Annotated in this window: 21 protein-coding genes; all 21 read right to left on the bottom strand. The window is 39.2% G+C overall.

The genetic code is table 11. The features are described from left to right. Nucleotides 1-13: 13 nt before the first annotated feature. Nucleotides 14-1,990: a transketolase gene (gene tkt / locus ACWPVF_RS00630; protein ID WP_454384092.1), complete on the bottom strand. Its 1,977-nt coding sequence runs from the start codon at nucleotides 1,988-1,990 to the stop codon at nucleotides 14-16. 118 nt (nucleotides 1,991-2,108) lie between these two features. Continuing rightward, the gene (locus ACWPVF_RS00625) at nucleotides 2,109-2,729 is read right to left on the bottom strand and encodes a ribonuclease P (RefSeq protein ID WP_454384090.1); all 621 of its coding nucleotides are present in this window, start codon (nucleotides 2,727-2,729) and stop codon (nucleotides 2,109-2,111) included. 55 nt (nucleotides 2,730-2,784) lie between these two features. Continuing rightward, a complete protein-coding gene (jag, locus tag ACWPVF_RS00620) occupies nucleotides 2,785-3,741 on the bottom strand; it encodes an RNA-binding cell elongation regulator Jag/EloR (RefSeq protein ID WP_454384088.1) in 957 nt (318 codons plus the stop codon). 14 nt (nucleotides 3,742-3,755) lie between these two features. Continuing rightward, on the bottom strand, nucleotides 3,756-4,571 hold the full coding sequence (locus tag ACWPVF_RS00615) for a YidC/Oxa1 family membrane protein insertase (protein ID WP_071788244.1): 816 nt from the start codon (nucleotides 4,569-4,571) through the stop codon (nucleotides 3,756-3,758). Further along, on the bottom strand, nucleotides 4,546-4,917 hold the full coding sequence (rnpA, locus tag ACWPVF_RS00610; protein WP_045613192.1) for a ribonuclease P protein component: 372 nt from the start codon (nucleotides 4,915-4,917) through the stop codon (nucleotides 4,546-4,548). The genes ACWPVF_RS00615 and rnpA overlap by 26 nt, the downstream gene beginning before the upstream one ends. 309 nt (nucleotides 4,918-5,226) lie before the next feature. Continuing rightward, nucleotides 5,227-6,564, bottom strand: a complete 1,338-nt coding sequence (locus tag ACWPVF_RS00605; RefSeq protein WP_454384086.1) for a PFL family protein — start codon at nucleotides 6,562-6,564, stop codon at nucleotides 5,227-5,229. Between the two features lie 9 nt (nucleotides 6,565-6,573). Further along, complete coding sequence (locus tag ACWPVF_RS00600) at nucleotides 6,574-6,840, bottom strand: ACT domain-containing protein (RefSeq protein WP_454384084.1); 267 nt, start codon at nucleotides 6,838-6,840, stop codon at nucleotides 6,574-6,576. A gap of 261 nt (nucleotides 6,841-7,101) precedes the next feature. Continuing rightward, nucleotides 7,102-7,488 carry a 50S ribosomal protein L17 gene (gene rplQ / locus ACWPVF_RS00595; RefSeq protein ID WP_004251124.1) on the bottom strand — a complete coding sequence of 129 codons (387 nt, stop codon included), beginning with the start codon at nucleotides 7,486-7,488 and terminating at the stop codon, nucleotides 7,102-7,104. A gap of 11 nt (nucleotides 7,489-7,499) precedes the next feature. Continuing rightward, complete coding sequence (locus ACWPVF_RS00590; protein WP_454384082.1) at nucleotides 7,500-8,435, bottom strand: DNA-directed RNA polymerase subunit alpha; 936 nt, start codon at nucleotides 8,433-8,435, stop codon at nucleotides 7,500-7,502. A gap of 43 nt (nucleotides 8,436-8,478) precedes the next feature. Beyond that, entirely contained in the window at nucleotides 8,479-8,862 is a 384-nt protein-coding gene (rpsK, locus tag ACWPVF_RS00585) for a 30S ribosomal protein S11 (protein WP_001118385.1), read from the bottom strand. 17 nt (nucleotides 8,863-8,879) lie between these two features. Continuing rightward, a complete protein-coding gene (gene rpsM, locus ACWPVF_RS00580) occupies nucleotides 8,880-9,245 on the bottom strand; it encodes a 30S ribosomal protein S13 (RefSeq protein ID WP_006151054.1) in 366 nt (121 codons plus the stop codon). Nucleotides 9,246-9,262: 17 nt separating this feature from the next. Beyond that, nucleotides 9,263-9,379 carry a 50S ribosomal protein L36 gene (rpmJ, locus tag ACWPVF_RS00575; RefSeq protein WP_001808836.1) on the bottom strand — a complete coding sequence of 39 codons (117 nt, stop codon included), beginning with the start codon at nucleotides 9,377-9,379 and terminating at the stop codon, nucleotides 9,263-9,265. Nucleotides 9,380-9,403: 24 nt separating this feature from the next. Further along, nucleotides 9,404-9,622: a translation initiation factor IF-1 gene (infA, locus tag ACWPVF_RS00570; RefSeq protein WP_001029883.1), complete on the bottom strand. Its 219-nt coding sequence runs from the start codon at nucleotides 9,620-9,622 to the stop codon at nucleotides 9,404-9,406. Nucleotides 9,623-9,739: 117 nt separating this feature from the next. Then, nucleotides 9,740-10,378 carry an adenylate kinase gene (locus ACWPVF_RS00565; protein WP_045613186.1) on the bottom strand — a complete coding sequence of 213 codons (639 nt, stop codon included), beginning with the start codon at nucleotides 10,376-10,378 and terminating at the stop codon, nucleotides 9,740-9,742. Between the two features lie 155 nt (nucleotides 10,379-10,533). Further along, entirely contained in the window at nucleotides 10,534-11,844 is a 1,311-nt protein-coding gene (gene secY, locus ACWPVF_RS00560; protein WP_454384079.1) for a preprotein translocase subunit SecY, read from the bottom strand. A 12-nt stretch (nucleotides 11,845-11,856) separates the two neighbouring features. Then, nucleotides 11,857-12,297, bottom strand: coding sequence for a 50S ribosomal protein L15 (rplO, locus tag ACWPVF_RS00555; RefSeq protein ID WP_195183501.1), 441 nt, complete (start codon nucleotides 12,295-12,297; stop codon nucleotides 11,857-11,859). A 145-nt stretch (nucleotides 12,298-12,442) separates the two neighbouring features. After that, a complete protein-coding gene (gene rpmD / locus ACWPVF_RS00550; RefSeq protein WP_000057241.1) occupies nucleotides 12,443-12,625 on the bottom strand; it encodes a 50S ribosomal protein L30 in 183 nt (60 codons plus the stop codon). 13 nt (nucleotides 12,626-12,638) lie between these two features. Continuing rightward, the gene (gene rpsE, locus ACWPVF_RS00545; protein WP_004251100.1) at nucleotides 12,639-13,133 is read right to left on the bottom strand and encodes a 30S ribosomal protein S5; all 495 of its coding nucleotides are present in this window, start codon (nucleotides 13,131-13,133) and stop codon (nucleotides 12,639-12,641) included. 17 nt (nucleotides 13,134-13,150) lie between these two features. Next, nucleotides 13,151-13,507 carry a 50S ribosomal protein L18 gene (gene rplR / locus ACWPVF_RS00540; protein WP_004251098.1) on the bottom strand — a complete coding sequence of 119 codons (357 nt, stop codon included), beginning with the start codon at nucleotides 13,505-13,507 and terminating at the stop codon, nucleotides 13,151-13,153. An 83-nt stretch (nucleotides 13,508-13,590) separates the two neighbouring features. After that, nucleotides 13,591-14,127: a 50S ribosomal protein L6 gene (gene rplF / locus ACWPVF_RS00535; protein WP_045613177.1), complete on the bottom strand. Its 537-nt coding sequence runs from the start codon at nucleotides 14,125-14,127 to the stop codon at nucleotides 13,591-13,593. A 187-nt stretch (nucleotides 14,128-14,314) separates the two neighbouring features. Next, on the bottom strand, nucleotides 14,315-14,713 hold the full coding sequence (gene rpsH, locus ACWPVF_RS00530) for a 30S ribosomal protein S8 (RefSeq protein WP_454384076.1): 399 nt from the start codon (nucleotides 14,711-14,713) through the stop codon (nucleotides 14,315-14,317). Nucleotides 14,714-14,813: the final 100 nt, after the last annotated feature.

The raw sequence follows: 14,813 nt of genomic DNA, 5'->3' as shown, positions 1-14,813 counted from the left end.
GCTCTGGTTTTTCTTACTTCAAGTTGTTTACAATTTCAACTAAGTTTTCAACTGTAAATCCATATTCTGCTAAAACTTTTGAAGCTGGAGCAGACGCACCAAAGGTATCAATACCGAGAACCGCTCCATCAAGACCGACGTATTTATACCAGTTTTGAGTTGCTCCCATTTCGACAGCTACACGGCGACGAACTGCATTTGGTAAGATTTCTTCTTTGTATGCTGCGTCTTGTGCATCAAATACATCTGTAGATGGCATGCTGACTACGCGAACTTTTCCACCTTGACTTGCCAATTCTTTAGCAGCCGCAACAGCCAGATTCACTTCTGAACCTGTTGCAATCAAAATAGTGTCAAAATCTGCTGCATTTTCATATACCACGTAAGCACCTTTAGCAACCTTCTCAAAGTCTGTTCCTTCCTCAACAGTCAAGTTTTGACGAGTCAAGACAAGGGCAGTTGGTGTTTTCTCACTCTTCACCGCAAGATACCAAGCAGCTTGAGTCTCACGCGCATCTGCTGGACGGAAAACATTGAGGTTTGGAATTGCACGAAGTCCTGCCAAGTGTTCAATCGGCTCATGAGTTGGTCCATCTTCTCCAACAGCGATTGAATCGTGGGTAAAGACATAGGTTACAGGAAGGCCTTGCAAGGCTGACAAACGAACTGCTGCTTTCAAATAGTCTGAGAAGACGAAGAATGTTCCGCCATAAACACGAAGTCCACCGTGAAGAACCATTCCATTTAAGACTGTACCCATAGCAAATTCACGAACACCAAATTGGATATTACGATTCAAGCGATTTGCATCATCTTGGAGTCCATCTGTTTTGATATAAGTCATATTTGAATGTGCAAGGTCTGCTGATCCACCAAGGAAAGTTGGCAATTTAGCTGCCACTACATTCAAGGCATCCTGGCTTGAGTTACGAGTCGCTTGAGAGAAACCATTTTCTAAAGCTGGGAAGTCTTCTGGAATCAATTCAACTGGATCGCGTCCTTCGATGATGGCTTCCACTTCTGCAGCCAATTCTGGGTGAGCTTCTTTATAGTCTGCAACTAGTTTTGTCCATGCTTCATATGCTGATGCACCACGGTCCGCAACATTTTGTTTGAAATCAGCATAAACTTCTGCTGGAATTTCAAATGGTTCGTAGTTCCAACCAAGTGCTTGGCGAGTTGCTGCAGTTTCATCCGCTCCAAGAGGAGCGCCGTGTACAGCATTAGTCCCTTGTTTGTTTGGAGAACCATAACCAATAACTGTTTTCACTTCGATTAAAGATGGTTTTCCTGAAGCCTTAGCTTCTTCAATAGCAGCATGAATCGCTTCTAAGTCTGTCCCATCTTCTACCAATGCTGTATGCCAACCGTAGGCATTGTAACGGTCACGAACACTTTCTGTGAAGGAATCTTTTGTCTCACCATCCAAGTTGATATCATTTGAGTCATAAAGAACAACCAACTTGTCAAGTTTTTGCAAACCTGCATAAGAAGCAGCTTCACTTGAGACACCTTCCATCAAGTCACCATCTCCACAGATAACGTAAGTATAATGGTCAAAGATGTTATAACCTTCACGGTTGTACTTAGCTGCAAGGAAACGTTCTGCTTGTGCAAAACCTGTCGCAGTCGCAATCCCTTGTCCTAGAGGACCTGTTGTTGCATCAACCCCTGCTGTATGACCAAATTCTGGGTGACCTGGTGTTTTAGAACCCCATTGACGGAAGCTCTTTACTTCATCCATGCTCACATCTTCAAATCCAGAGAGATGAAGAAGGGCGTAGAGGAGCATTGAACCATGACCTGCTGAAAGAATGAAACGGTCGCGGTTAATCCAGTTTGGTTGAGCTGGATTGATACGAAGTTCTTTAGTGAATAGGCTGTATGCCATCGGTGCAGCTCCCATAACCACCCCTGGGTGACCTGAGTTTGCTTTATTGATAGCGTCAATACCTAGAAAACGAATCGCATTAACAGATAGATTTGACATAGAATTTCCTTTCTCTTTGAGGTGATAAGTATATCACTCATCCTATTTTACTATTATATGAAAAAATACCTAGAATAGCAATAAAACAATTTACTATAAAATGACTCAGCCGATTAGATTAATTTCTGGTTGCTTGATAGAAAGGCAATAATTTTTCAAAAGTTTGGTCCAGTTTATCTAATACTGTATCCAGAGTTTCTTCATCAGTTACTGGAACATCCGCTTTTACTAAAACCTTACGAATCTCTTGGTTAGATAACTGTTGTCTCAAAAGTTGTCTATTCTCCTCAGTAGCCTGCACTCTATAACTCTCATCTTTTTTCTGAACCCAATAATAGATTCCCTCAACCACTGGCACATCCAATACTTTAGCCTGTTTTGATAAGGTAGCTTCACCCTTCTTTCTCTCTATAAAGCTAACTTCCAAAGAAATACCCCAATTATTCTGATTTCCATACAAACGAAGGGCCAACATAGGTTCTGTTATTTGTCCCTCTCGCTGTAAATAAGCCCAAAAATGGGGGCGTAATCTCTGTGCTTGGTTCATCCATTGACTAGTTTGGTGTAACTGCCAATCAGAGTGTTTAGCTTGAAAGCGCTTAGCTATGTGAGTAAATGACTTTCGCGCCTCTTGCCCTTTTTTACGCAATACAAGCATTTTCTCCTTATCATCCTCAGCCTTGTCAGGATTCCGATACTGTTCTCCTTGATAAGCAAGGTAGTCCTCTATTTCTTTCATTTGCTTCCTTCTTTAGTGAGAAAAAAATCAGGAAAAACCTGATCTTTTATTTATCTTATTCTGTATCAACTACAACGTAACGGTTTGGTTCATCACCTTCCGAGTAACTCGTTACACCTTCCATTCGTGAGATGATGCGATGAATAATTTTACGCTCGCTACTTGACATTGGATCTGTCATCTGACTACGTCCTTCTTCCAAGACACGTATAGCCAATTTTTGCGCATAGCTCTGCAACACTTCTGCACGATGTTCCACATAGTCATTCACGTTAATAGTGATGTAGAAAGTTTTTGAATAACGGTTATAAAGGTAGTTTTGTGCCAAAAGTTGAAGAGATTTCAAAACTTTACCATGATAACCAATAATACGACCTGGCTCATTTGTATCAATTTGCATATTGATAGAGCGACGGTTAGAGGTACTAGAAATAGTTCCCTCAACATCCATATCATCTATGATTGCTTGAACATAGTCCGTCACTTCTTCAACAACCTTTTCAGTGTCATAAGTTGGTTCGACTTTCAAACCAAGGTTTTCTAAATCACTACTTTGCTCTTCGTCATCATTATCTTGAACTTCTTCAGGTTGCAATTCTTTTAAAACAGCAATATGCCCTGTTTCCTCTAAAATCGTACTTGCTTCTTTATCGTTTTTAAGAATTTCAGCCTTGACTTCTTCAGAAATTTCTTGACCTTCTTCTTCAATTTTCTTGATAGCTGCAACTACATGCCCTAAATCAACTGTCGCTTCACTGACTGTTTTAACTGGGTCATTTTGATCATTAATTTCTTTTGGAACGCCTTTGATAGCCTGCTGATTTGCTTTTACAACAGTAGTCTCACTAATTGCTTCTATATCAACTTGAGCTGGTTTCTTTCCGAAAAGCCCAAAAAATCCTTTTTTCTCTTTCGAAACAACCTTGATATGAGCTTTCATTCTCGGAATATTTAATTCATTCAATCCTTTTTGGATTGCTTCTTCAACAGTTGAACCTGTAAATAATACCATTATCAGATTTCTCCTTACTTTTTCTTTTTCTGTGCTTTCTTCAGAGCTTTTCTTTTCTTAGCTTCTAGATCTCTTTTAGCCTTCACATCCGCTTCACGCTCTTCAATGATTTTGAAGGGATTGTTCAGTAGGTAAGTTTGCAATACTTGATAAGCGTTTGAAACCGTCCAATAAAGAGCAACACCGCTTGGTGCAGACATTGCAAAAAAGAAGATGATGACAGGCATTCCATACATCATCGCTGTCATTGCACCATTTTTTTCAGGCAAGGCTTTGTTTGAAAGCCAGCTACTGAAGAAAGTGAATAAGGCAGCTAAAATTGGTAATACCAAAGTAGTGTCAGCTCCACCTAGATTGAACCACAAAAAATGGCCAGTCTTCAAAAAATCTACGTACGATAAGGCTTGGAAAAGGGCCAATAGAATTGGCATTTGAATCAAAAGCGGCCAAAACGATGCAGATTGCTTAATTCCTAATTCTTTAAATAGTTTGCGTGTTTCCTGATCTAGTTTAGTGCGACTTTCCATATCGCGACCTGGATAACGTTCGCGCAATTCTTTTATACGAGGCTGCGCTTCTTGCATTTTTCTGGATGCCACCATTTGCGTTTGAAAGACCGGTAATAAGATTGTTCGAATCAAGACTGTGAAAATAATAATCCCTAAACCAATACTTACATTAAAGGACAAAAAACGAATGGTTTCAGCAAAAAAATAAACAAGTTTACTCCAAAAATCTGACGAATCAGCAGAAACTTCACTAGTTGCACAAGCAGTCATTACCAACAAGGACAAACCTAGCATACTAGTCAATTGTAATTTCTTCTTCACTCCTATTTCCTTCCTGGTATATCTTTGCTAATCTCAAAACATGAAGTAGGTTTTTTTCGATTTCTGCATATTCTAGAGTTTCAACGCCTTTTCGAGCAATGACAACAAAGTCTACATTATCAACTATCTGGTGACTGTTTTTAATCAAAACATGTCGAATTCTTCTCTTGATTTGATTTCTTGTTACAGCATTTCCTAACCTCTTGCTAACTGATAAGCCTACTCGAAAATGTTGTTGCTGGTTTTCTAATCGATAAATAACAAATTTTCGATTAGCTACACTTTTCCCCTCTTTAAATATGGCGTCGAAATCTTTCTCTTTTTTTACACGAAAGCTTTTTCTCAAAAATCATACTCCATCTAATAAAACTACTACTATTATACCATAAAATTTCAAAAAGCCAATCATGGCAAGGTTTTAGGCTAGTTTGACTTAGAAAAAAGTAGCCATTTTTAAAAAAATTGGTTAGAATCAATGATATTTTAGTAGTTTTTTGAGAATACAAAACAAAAGTCACTCTTACGAGCGACTTTTTGTAGGAGATTATTATGAAAAAGTTTAGGATTTCTATTAAATAAAGTTAGGAGGTCTTTATTTAATGATTAGAGTATACATACTTATCCTTAAATTGAACTTAAATCATTTTATTTTTTATTAATTTTTAAAACTATGAATTGGAGCTGGAATCTGTCCTCCACGAGCAATGAAATCAGCCGAAGAAGCTCCATTGACTTTCATAACTGGGGCAGTTCCCAATAAGCCACCAAATTCAATCATGTCGCCTTCTTTACCCTTTGGAATGATACGGACAGCTGTGGTTTTCATATTAATGACACCAATTGCTGCCTCATCCGCAATCATAGCCGCAATCGTTTCAACGGGGGTATCCGCAGGAATGGCAATCATATCTAACCCGACTGAACAGATAGCGGTCATTGCTTCTAATTTTTCTAGATTGAGAGAACCATTTTGTACAGCTGCAATCATACCTTCGTCCTCAGAAACTGGAATGAAGGCACCTGATAAGCCACCAACTTGGTTACAAGCCATAACCCCACCTTTTTTAACCTGATCATTCAAAAGTGCTAGAGCTGCAGTCGTCCCATGAGTTCCAACTGTTTCCAATCCCATCTCCTCAAGAACGCGAGCCACGGAATCTCCAACTGCTGGAGTTGGAGCTAAGCTCAAATCGACGATTCCAAAATCAACTCCAAGTCGCTCACTAGCCATTTGTCCAACTAGTTGACCGATACGGGTAATCTTGAAAGCTGTCTTTTTAACAGTTTCAGCAACTACATCAAAACTTTCCCCACGAACCTTTTCCAAGGCACGTTTAACAACACCCGGACCAGAAACACCAACATTAATAATAACATCAGCTTCACCAACACCATGGAAGGCACCCGCCATAAAAGGATTATCTTCGACTGCATTGGCAAAAATGACTAGTTTAGCAGCTCCCATTTCTGAAAGTTCAGCTGTTTCCTTGATAATTCGTCCCATATCAGCTACAGCAGTCATGTTAATTCCTGACTTGGTTGAACCGATATTGACAGAGGAGCAGACCTTATCCGTTTCAGCCAAAGCACGAGGGATAGAATTTATGAGAATTTCATCACCTTTTTGGTAACCTTTTTGTACCAAGGCAGAAAATCCCCCAATAAAGTCTACCCCAATTTTTTTTGCAGCCTTATCCAATGCTTTAGCCAACACTACATAATCTGTCGCATCTGTTGCTGCTCCAATCAAGGAAATAGGAGTTACCGATACGCGTTTGTTAACAATTGGAATCCCAAGTTCCGCAGCAATTTCATCACCAACAGCAACTAAGTTTGCTGCCTTACTAGTTATCTTATCATAAATTTTATCTGCAGCCTTATTAATATCTGGATCTATACAATCAAGAAGAGAAATACCCATGGTAATTGTTCTGATATCAAAATTCTGCTCCTCAATCATTGCAATTGTTTCAGTAACTTGTCTAATATCCATACATGCCTCCTAGATATTATACATAGCATCAAAAATAGCTGCACTTTGAATATTTATTTTAACATTCAAAGTCTGTCCAAAAGCCTCAAATTCGCTTCTAAGATGAGTAAAATCTTGTTTTTCATCACTAGATACCACAGCCATCATTGTGAAGAACTCGTCCAAGACAGTTTGTGAGATATCATCAATATTTAACCCTAATTCAGCAATTTTAGTCGCAACACCTGCAACAATTCCGCCCTTATCTTTTCCAACTACAGTTATAATAGCTTTCATATAGACCCTCCATTTTTAAACTATAGAAAATTTAGTTTTGTGTTTTTCTTTTTTTCTCAGTATAGCACATTTACAACAAAAAAACTAAAAAACGCCTGCTTACGAAATTGTTCTTAAAAGAAAAACAATTTCGTAAACAAGCGTCTACCCGATCATCTTATGATGAGTGTTCCCGCTAGGACAAAAGTCCTAGCGGTAGACCAGAGCTAGACTAAGAGCACAGGGGCTCCATCATCATAACACTCAACAAAATTGATGATTTTATACTAATTCGATGATCGCCATTGGCGCTGCATCACCACGACGTGGTTCAGTTTTAAGGATACGAGTGTATCCACCGTTACGGTCTGCGTAACGAGGTGCGATTTCTGAGAACAATTTTTGAAGAGCTGTAGTAGAAGTGTACTTGTCAGTTGCTTCATCATAGTTTTCAGATGCGATTTCATTACGTACGAAAGCAGCAGCTTGACGACGTGCATGCAAATCACCACGTTTACCTAGAGTAATCATTTTTTCAACAGTTTTACGGATTTCTTTAGCACGAGCTTCAGTTGTCACGATTGATTCGTTGATCAAAAGGTCAGTTGTCAAATCGCGAAGCATTGCTTTACGTTGTGAGCTAGTGCGTCCTAGTTTACGGTAAGCCATGTATTCCTCCTTTATTTATCTTTTAATCCAAGACCCAAATCAATGAGTTTGAGTTTCACTTCTTCCAAACTCTTGCGTCCAAGATTTCTTACTTTCATCATCTCTGCTTCAGATTTTTCTGTCAAATCATGCACAGTATTGATACCAGCACGTTTCAAACAGTTATATGAGCGTACAGATAAGTCAAGTTCCTCAATCGTACGTTCCAAAATACGGTCGTCCGATTCAGTATCAGCTTCTTTCATCACTTCTGCAGATTTAGCAATCTCTGTAAGATTTGTAAACAAATCAAGATGTTCTGTCAAAATGCGTGCTGAAAGCCCTAAAGCATCTTCTGGAATAATAGTTCCATTTGTCAAGATTTCAAGGGTTAATTTGTCGAAACCATCATTGCTTCCTACACGAGCAGGTTCTACTTGATAGTTAACTTTTGTAACTGGTGTATAAATAGAATCTACAGCAAGCGTTCCAACTGGTGCATTATCTTTCTTATTTTCATCTGCAGGTACATATCCACGACCACTATTTACAGTCATAGTCGCTTTAAATGAAGCACCTTCTCCGATTGTGAAAAGATAATGACCTGGATTTACGATTTCGATATCACTATCAGTCAAAATGTCTCCAGCTGTAACTTCAGCAGGCCCTTCGACATCAAGTTCAATAGTCTTTTCGTCTTTTACATATGATTTAACTGCAATCCCTTTAATGTTCAAAATGATTTGCATCACGTCTTCGCGAACACCAGGAATTGTATCAAACTCATGTAATACTCCATCGATATCGATAGATGTAACAGCTGCTCCTGGAAGAGAAGCAAGAAGTACACGACGAAGAGAGTTACCAAGTGTTGTACCGTATCCACGTTCTAGTGGTTCGATTACAAACTTGCCATAATCTTTATTTTCATCAATTTTTGTTATATTTGGTTTTTCAAACTCGATCATTTAGTTACTCCCTCTTAAACGAAAAGCAGTGTAAAGGTAATGATTATACACGGCGACGTTTTGGAGGACGAGCACCATTGTGTGGCACTGGAGTCACATCACGAATTGCTGTTACTTCAAGACCAGCGGCAGCAAGAGCACGAATAGCTGACTCACGACCAGAACCTGGACCTTTTACAGTAACTTCAACTGATTTAAGACCGTGTTCTTGTGCAGATTTAGCAGCAGCTTCTGAAGCCATTTGAGCAGCAAATGGTGTAGATTTACGAGAACCTTTGAAACCAAGAGCACCAGCTGATGACCAAGCGATTGCATTACCATGCACATCAGTAATCATAACAATAGTGTTATTAAATGTAGCGTGAATATGAGCAATACCAGATTCGATATTCTTCTTCACACGACGTTTACGTGTTGGTTTAGCCAAGACTTTTACCTCCTATATTATTTTTTCTTACCAGCAATCGCAACAGCTTTACCTTTACGAGTGCGAGCATTGTTTTTAGTGTTTTGTCCACGGACAGGAAGTCCACGACGGTGACGGATACCACGGTATGAACCGATTTCCATCAAACGTTTGATGTTCAAGTTTACTTCACGACGAAGGTCACCTTCAACTTTAATTGCATCAACTTCACGACGGATAGCATCTTCTTGATCTGATGTAAGGTCGCGAACACGAATATCTTCTGAAATTCCAGCAGCTGCTAAGATTTTCTTAGATGTTGCAAGTCCGATACCATAGACATAAGTCAATGAGATAACTACACGTTTGTCATTTGGAATGTCAACTCCAGCAATACGAGCCATGTTTTCTCCTTTCTATCTTATCCTTGACGTTGTTTGTGTTTTGGATTTGCTGGGCAAATTACCATAACACGGCCATTACGACGAATTACTTTACAGTATTCGCAAATTGGTTTGACCGATGGTCTTACTTTCATTTCTTATCCCTCCAAGTTTTTCGATTATTTAAAGCGGTAAGTGATACGTCCACGTGTCAAGTCATATGGACTCATTTCAACAGTAACACGATCTCCCGCTAAAATACGAATATAGTTTTTACGAATTTTACCAGAAACTGTTGCTAAAATCTGATGTCCATTTTCAAGTTCAACCGTAAACATTGCATTCGGCATTGTATCGACTACTTTGCCTTCAACTTCAATCACATCGTCTTTTGCCACGCAAAAGTACCTCCCTAAATTTCGATTTGATGCCTCTAGACACAGAGACAACAATTATAAGTCAGACTAACTCAGTATAACATTTGTCATGACATTTTGCAAGTCTGAAAAACGCTTTTATTTCAAATTTGTCAATACCTTTTCGATATCTTTAAAGACATCATCGATATCTTGGTTACCTTCGATATCATGTACTAAACCTTTAGCACGATAGTGAGCAATGATTGGTTCACCTTGAGCAATATTAACATCCAAACGACGTTTTACTGTCTCAGGTTTATCATCTTCACGTTGGTAGTAATCTTCCTCTTTATAATCAACCGGCGGATTGAATACTTTATGGAAAGTCTCTCCAGTTTGACGATGAATGATGCGTCCGCTCAAACGCTCTAAAAGACTGTCTGGATTTACTTCGATGTTGATAACACCTTCAAGCTCAATACCAAGTTCAGCCAATGTTTTATCTAAAGCATGCGCTTGTTCAATAGTACGTGGGTACCCATCCAACAAGAAGCCAGTTTCTTTAATATCATCTTGAGAAAGACGTTCTTTAACAATTCCGTTTGTAACTTCATCTGGAACCAACTCGCCTTTGTCAATATATGATTTAGCTAGCACACCCATTTCAGTTTGGTTAGCCATTGCTGCACGGAACATATCACCTGTCGAGATGTGGGCAACGTGAAATTGTTCAACGATTTTCGCCGCTTGTGTCCCCTTACCTGCACCAGGTAAACCCATAATCAAAAGATTCATGATTCATACTCCTTTTTTATTTTTAAATAGAAGCAAAAATTCATTTCAACTCCTATTTAAAAACAAAATAGAAGAGAGGAGATAAAAATCTGACAATGTCTTTGATTTTTACACTCCACTCTCTGAGCAATAGTGAATTTTATTTTCTATTACAATTATTCTGTTGTATCTAAGAAACCAACATACTTACGTTTCAATAGATATCCTTCCAATTGTTTAATTCCTTCAATACCTGTAGAGATAATGATTAGCAAACTTGTTCCCCCAAAAGCAACAACTTCTGAAAGACCAAATAAATCTTTAGCTACGATAGGTAAGATAGAAATAACACCTAGGAAGAGAGATCCGACAGTAGCGAGACGACGAAGAAGTTTTGACATGTACTCCTCTGTCCCCTTACCTGGACGGACACCATGGATATAAGCTCCACTCTTTTGTAAATTTTCTGCTGCTTTCTCTGGATTGATCTGTACAAATGTATAGAAGAATGTAAAGAGAATAATCAACAGAGCATACAATGCAACACCTGTTGGGGTTGAAGTAGATACCAACTCTTGAGCGGTTTTTACCCATTCCCAATTAAGGCCAGACGCACTTACGAATTGTAAAATTGCTGCCGGTGCTGCTGTAATAGAGCTGGCAAAGATAACAGGGATAACCCCAGCAGGGTTAATCTTCAAAGGAAGATAGGAACTTGATGGTGCACCTTGAGCTACCTTTGTATACTGAATTGGGATCTTGTATTTAGCTTGTTCAACGTAAGTTGTAAAGTAAACAATCAACAAAACAGCAACGATTAAGATGGCAACGAAAATAAGAGACGATGTCAAACGACTGCTTGGTACATTGACAAAGTAATCCACATAGATGCCTTTAATCATATCAGGAATTGAAGCAACAATCCCTGCAAAGATAATCATTGAAACACCATTTCCGTATCCCTTATCTGTGATTTGCTCTCCTAGCCAGGTCACAATCATACTTCCTGCGGTTAAGATTCCACCAATTACAAGGAAAACTTGTGGTGTAAGTGGTACAGTCAAAAGTTTAGCTCCAGACAGAGCATTAAAACCAGCAGTAATTCCGATTGATTGAACAAATGCGAGCACAAGTGCAATGTATCGAGTTGCTTGGTTTAACTTTCTACGACCAACTTCCCCCTGTTTCCCCCACTCTACAAATTTTGGTAATAAATCCATTTGCAAGAGTTGAACGACGATTGAGGCTGTGATGTAAGGGCTAACTCCTAGTGCAAAAACCGAGAAGTTTTTCATGGCATTTCCTGACACCAAGCTCAACATATTCAAAAAGGATAGTCCACTCAAAGCGTTCAAGCTATTTGCATTTACCCACGGCACAGTAATGCTTGTACCAATACGGAATACAAATACGATAAAAATTGTAAATAGAATTTTTGATCGAACTTGTTTAACTTTGAATGCTTCTCTCAATAATTTAAAAAACATAGGTCACCTCACTTAGATGACTTCAACAGAACCACCTTTAGCAGTGATAGCTTCTTCAGCTGATTTAGAGAATTTAGCTGCTTTAACAGTCAATTTCTTAGTCAACTCACCGTTACCAAGAATCTTGATACCTGATTTTTCAGCTTTAACAATTCCTGCTTCGATAAGAACAACTGGAGTTACTTCTGCACCATCTTCAAAGATGTTCAATTGGTCAAGATTAACAATTGCGTATTCTTTAGCGTTGATGTTAGTGAATCCACGTTTTGGAAGACGACGGAACAATGGAGTTTGTCCACCTTCAAAACCAAGGCGTACTCCGCCACCGCTACGAGCTTTTTGACCTTTTTGACCACGACCAGATGTTTTACCGTTACCTGATGAAGTACCACGACCAACACGGTTACGAGTTTTACGAGAACCTTCTGCAGGTTTCAATTCATGAAGTTTCATTATATATTTTCTCCTCTTTTGTAAAATGCTAGCGCCGATAAAGAAGAAAAGGTTGTCTCCTTTATCAACTCGCCTATACTGAGTCATTTTAGATGACTATATCTAGTTTTAGGGGATGGTCTTATGCACATCCCCTAAAATTTTATTAGTTTACTTCTTCAACTGTTACCAAGTGAGATACTGCAGTGATCATACCACGGATAGCAGCGTTATCTTCTTTAATAACAGAGCTGTTCAATTTGCCAAGTCCAAGTGCTACAACAGTTTTACGTTGTGATGGAATGCGTCCGATTGGAGACTTAGTCAAAGTAATTTTAATTTGAGCCATTTTATCCCCTTTCTTATGCCAAATCAGAAACTGAAATACCACGAAGGGCAGCAACTTCTTCAGCGCGTTTCAATTGTTTCAAACCTTCAACAGTTGCGCGAACAATGTTGATTGGAGTGTTAGAGCCAAGTGATTTAGATGTAATATCTGCCACACCTGCCAATTCCACAACGGCACGAACTGCACCACCTGCGGCAACTCCAGAACCTTCTACAGCTGGTTTCAACAATACTTTAGCTCCACCGAATTCTGAAAGAACTTCATGTGGAATTGTTGTTCCGACCATAGGAACTTCGATCAAGTTTTTCTTAGCATCTTCTACTGCTTTGCGGATTGCTTCTGGAACTTCTTGAGCTTTACCAGTACCAAATCCTACACGACCATTGCGGTCACCAACTACTACAAGAGCTGCGAAACGAAGACGACGTCCACCTTTAACAACTTTTGTAACACGGTTAACAGCAACTACGCGTTCTTCAAGTTCTACTGCATTGTCTTTAAATGCCATTTTCTAGTGTCCTCCTATTAGAATTTCAATCCGTTTTCACGAGCTGCATCAGCCAAAGCTTTCACACGTCCGTGATATAGATATCCACCGCGGTCGAACACCACTTCTGAAATACCTTTAGCACTTGCACGTTCTGCAACGAGTTTACCGACAGCAACGGCTTGTTCAGTTTTAGTTCCTTTTGAAACTTCTTTGTCAAGAGTTGAAGCACTTGCGAGCGTTACACCCGCTACGTCATCAATCACTTGAGCGTAGATGCCTGTATTAGAACGGAATACGTTCAAACGTGGGCGATCAGCAGTTCCAGAGAGTTTTCCGCGTACACGACGGTGGCGTTTTTGGCGGAGTTTGTTTTTATCTGGTTTAGAAATCACAGTTTTCACCTCTTTAATTTTAAATCATGTGCTATGCACAAAGTTGGTAATGAGGTTGGTGGTTGACAATCAACCACTCAACATTATTTACCAGTTTTACCTTCTTTAAGACGAACATATTCGCCAACGTAACGGATACCTTTACCTTTGTATGGTTCTGGTGAACGAAGGCTACGTACGTAAGCAGCTGTTTGACCAACTACTTCTTTTGAAATTCCGCTGACAACGATTGTTGTTGGGTTTGGAAGTTCAAAAGTAATTCCTTCTGGAGCTTCAACTTCATCTGGGTGTGATTTACCAACAGCCAAAACAAGTTTGTTTCCTTGAAGTTGTGCACGGTAACCAACCCCACGCATTTCAAGTTCTTTCTTGAATCCTTCTGAAACACCAATAACCATGTTGTTCAAAAGTGCACGAGTAGTTCCGTGGATAGTTTTCATTTCTTTTGAATCGTTTGGACGGTGAAGAGTTACTTCAGTTCCTTCCACACGGATTTCAATATCTTTTGAGAACTCACGAGTAAGTTCTCCTTTAGGTCCTTTTACAGTTACAACGTTGTCATTGTTAGTGAGTTCAACACCAGCAGGCAACACGATAACTTTATTACCAATACGTGACATGTTTTTATTCTCCTGTTAAATTGTCAGGCCTTTAAAGGCCAGTTTTCACGGGGTTAAATCTTTTTGATTTAAGAGTTAATGTTTAGGTCTCAATTTCTAAGTGAATCGAGGCATCGCCTCGCAGGCATAACTTTGGGTTAGGTAAGAGACGATAACGAAGAGTCACAACGAAATTGGGAGCTAAATATTACCAAACGTAAGCGATAACCTCTCCACCAACGTTCTTTTGGCGTGCTTCTTTATCAGTAAGCAAACCTTCAGAAGTTGAAAGGATAGCAATTCCAAGACCGTTAAGTACTTTTGGAAGATCTTCACGTTTTTTGTAGACACGAAGTCCTGGTTTAGAAACACGTTTCAAGTTAGTGATAACTCGTTCACCGTTTGCTCCGTATTTAAGGAATACACGGATGATGCCTTGTTTGTCATCTTCGATGATTTCTACGTTCTTAACAAAACCTTCGCGTTTAAGGATTTCAGCAATCCCTTTTTTGATGTTTGATGCAGGTACTTCAAGTACTTCGTGTTTTGCTTGGTTAGAGTTACGAATACGAGTTAGGAAGTCTGCGATTGGGTCAGTCATAACCATTTTATTTTTCTCCTCTTACTAGTAGTTTGCAAGTTGCACTTGCTAGTTAATGATTGAGCTGTGCTCAGATAGTATTGACACATTCAAACAAGATAATCTC

Source organism: Streptococcus sp. Marseille-Q7087 (assembly GCF_965111935.1).
Note: the sequence above shows the minus strand (reverse complement) of the source record. Positions and strands in the feature narration are given on the sequence as shown.

Bases quoted from the DNA above. Each gene is read 5' to 3' on its own strand.
- ACWPVF_RS00605 (WP_454384086.1), bottom strand. From the start codon at position 6,564: ATGGATATTAGACAAGTTACTGAAACAATTGCAATGATTGAGGAGCAG.
- ACWPVF_RS00600 (WP_454384084.1), bottom strand. From the start codon at position 6,840: ATGAAAGCTATTATAACTGTAGTTGGAAAAGATAAGGGCGGAATTGTT.
- rpmD (WP_000057241.1), bottom strand. From the start codon at position 12,625: ATGGCTCAAATTAAAATTACTTTGACTAAGTCTCCAATCGGACGCATT.
- jag (WP_454384088.1), bottom strand. From the start codon at position 3,741: ATGGTATTATTTACAGGTTCAACTGTTGAAGAAGCAATCCAAAAAGGA.
- rpmJ (WP_001808836.1), bottom strand. From the start codon at position 9,379: ATGAAAGTAAGACCATCGGTCAAACCAATTTGCGAATACTGTAAAGTA.
- rplO (WP_195183501.1), bottom strand. From the start codon at position 12,297: ATGAAACTTCATGAATTGAAACCTGCAGAAGGTTCTCGTAAAACTCGT.
- secY (WP_454384079.1), bottom strand. From the start codon at position 11,844: ATGTTTTTTAAATTATTGAGAGAAGCATTCAAAGTTAAACAAGTTCGA.
- tkt (WP_454384092.1), bottom strand. From the start codon at position 1,990: ATGTCAAATCTATCTGTTAATGCGATTCGTTTTCTAGGTATTGACGCT.
- ACWPVF_RS00565 (WP_045613186.1), bottom strand. From the start codon at position 10,378: ATGAATCTTTTGATTATGGGTTTACCTGGTGCAGGTAAGGGGACACAA.
- rpsM (WP_006151054.1), bottom strand. From the start codon at position 9,245: ATGGCTCGTATTGCTGGAGTTGACATTCCAAATGACAAACGTGTAGTT.
- ACWPVF_RS00590 (WP_454384082.1), bottom strand. From the start codon at position 8,435: ATGATCGAGTTTGAAAAACCAAATATAACAAAAATTGATGAAAATAAA.
- rplF (WP_045613177.1), bottom strand. From the start codon at position 14,127: ATGTCACGTATTGGTAATAAAGTTATCGTGTTGCCTGCTGGTGTTGAA.
- rplQ (WP_004251124.1), bottom strand. From the start codon at position 7,488: ATGGCTTACCGTAAACTAGGACGCACTAGCTCACAACGTAAAGCAATG.
- rpsE (WP_004251100.1), bottom strand. From the start codon at position 13,133: ATGGCATTTAAAGACAATGCAGTAGAACTTGAAGAACGCGTAGTTGCT.
- rpsH (WP_454384076.1), bottom strand. From the start codon at position 14,713: ATGGTTATGACTGACCCAATCGCAGACTTCCTAACTCGTATTCGTAAC.
- ACWPVF_RS00625 (WP_454384090.1), bottom strand. From the start codon at position 2,729: ATGAAAGAAATAGAGGACTACCTTGCTTATCAAGGAGAACAGTATCGG.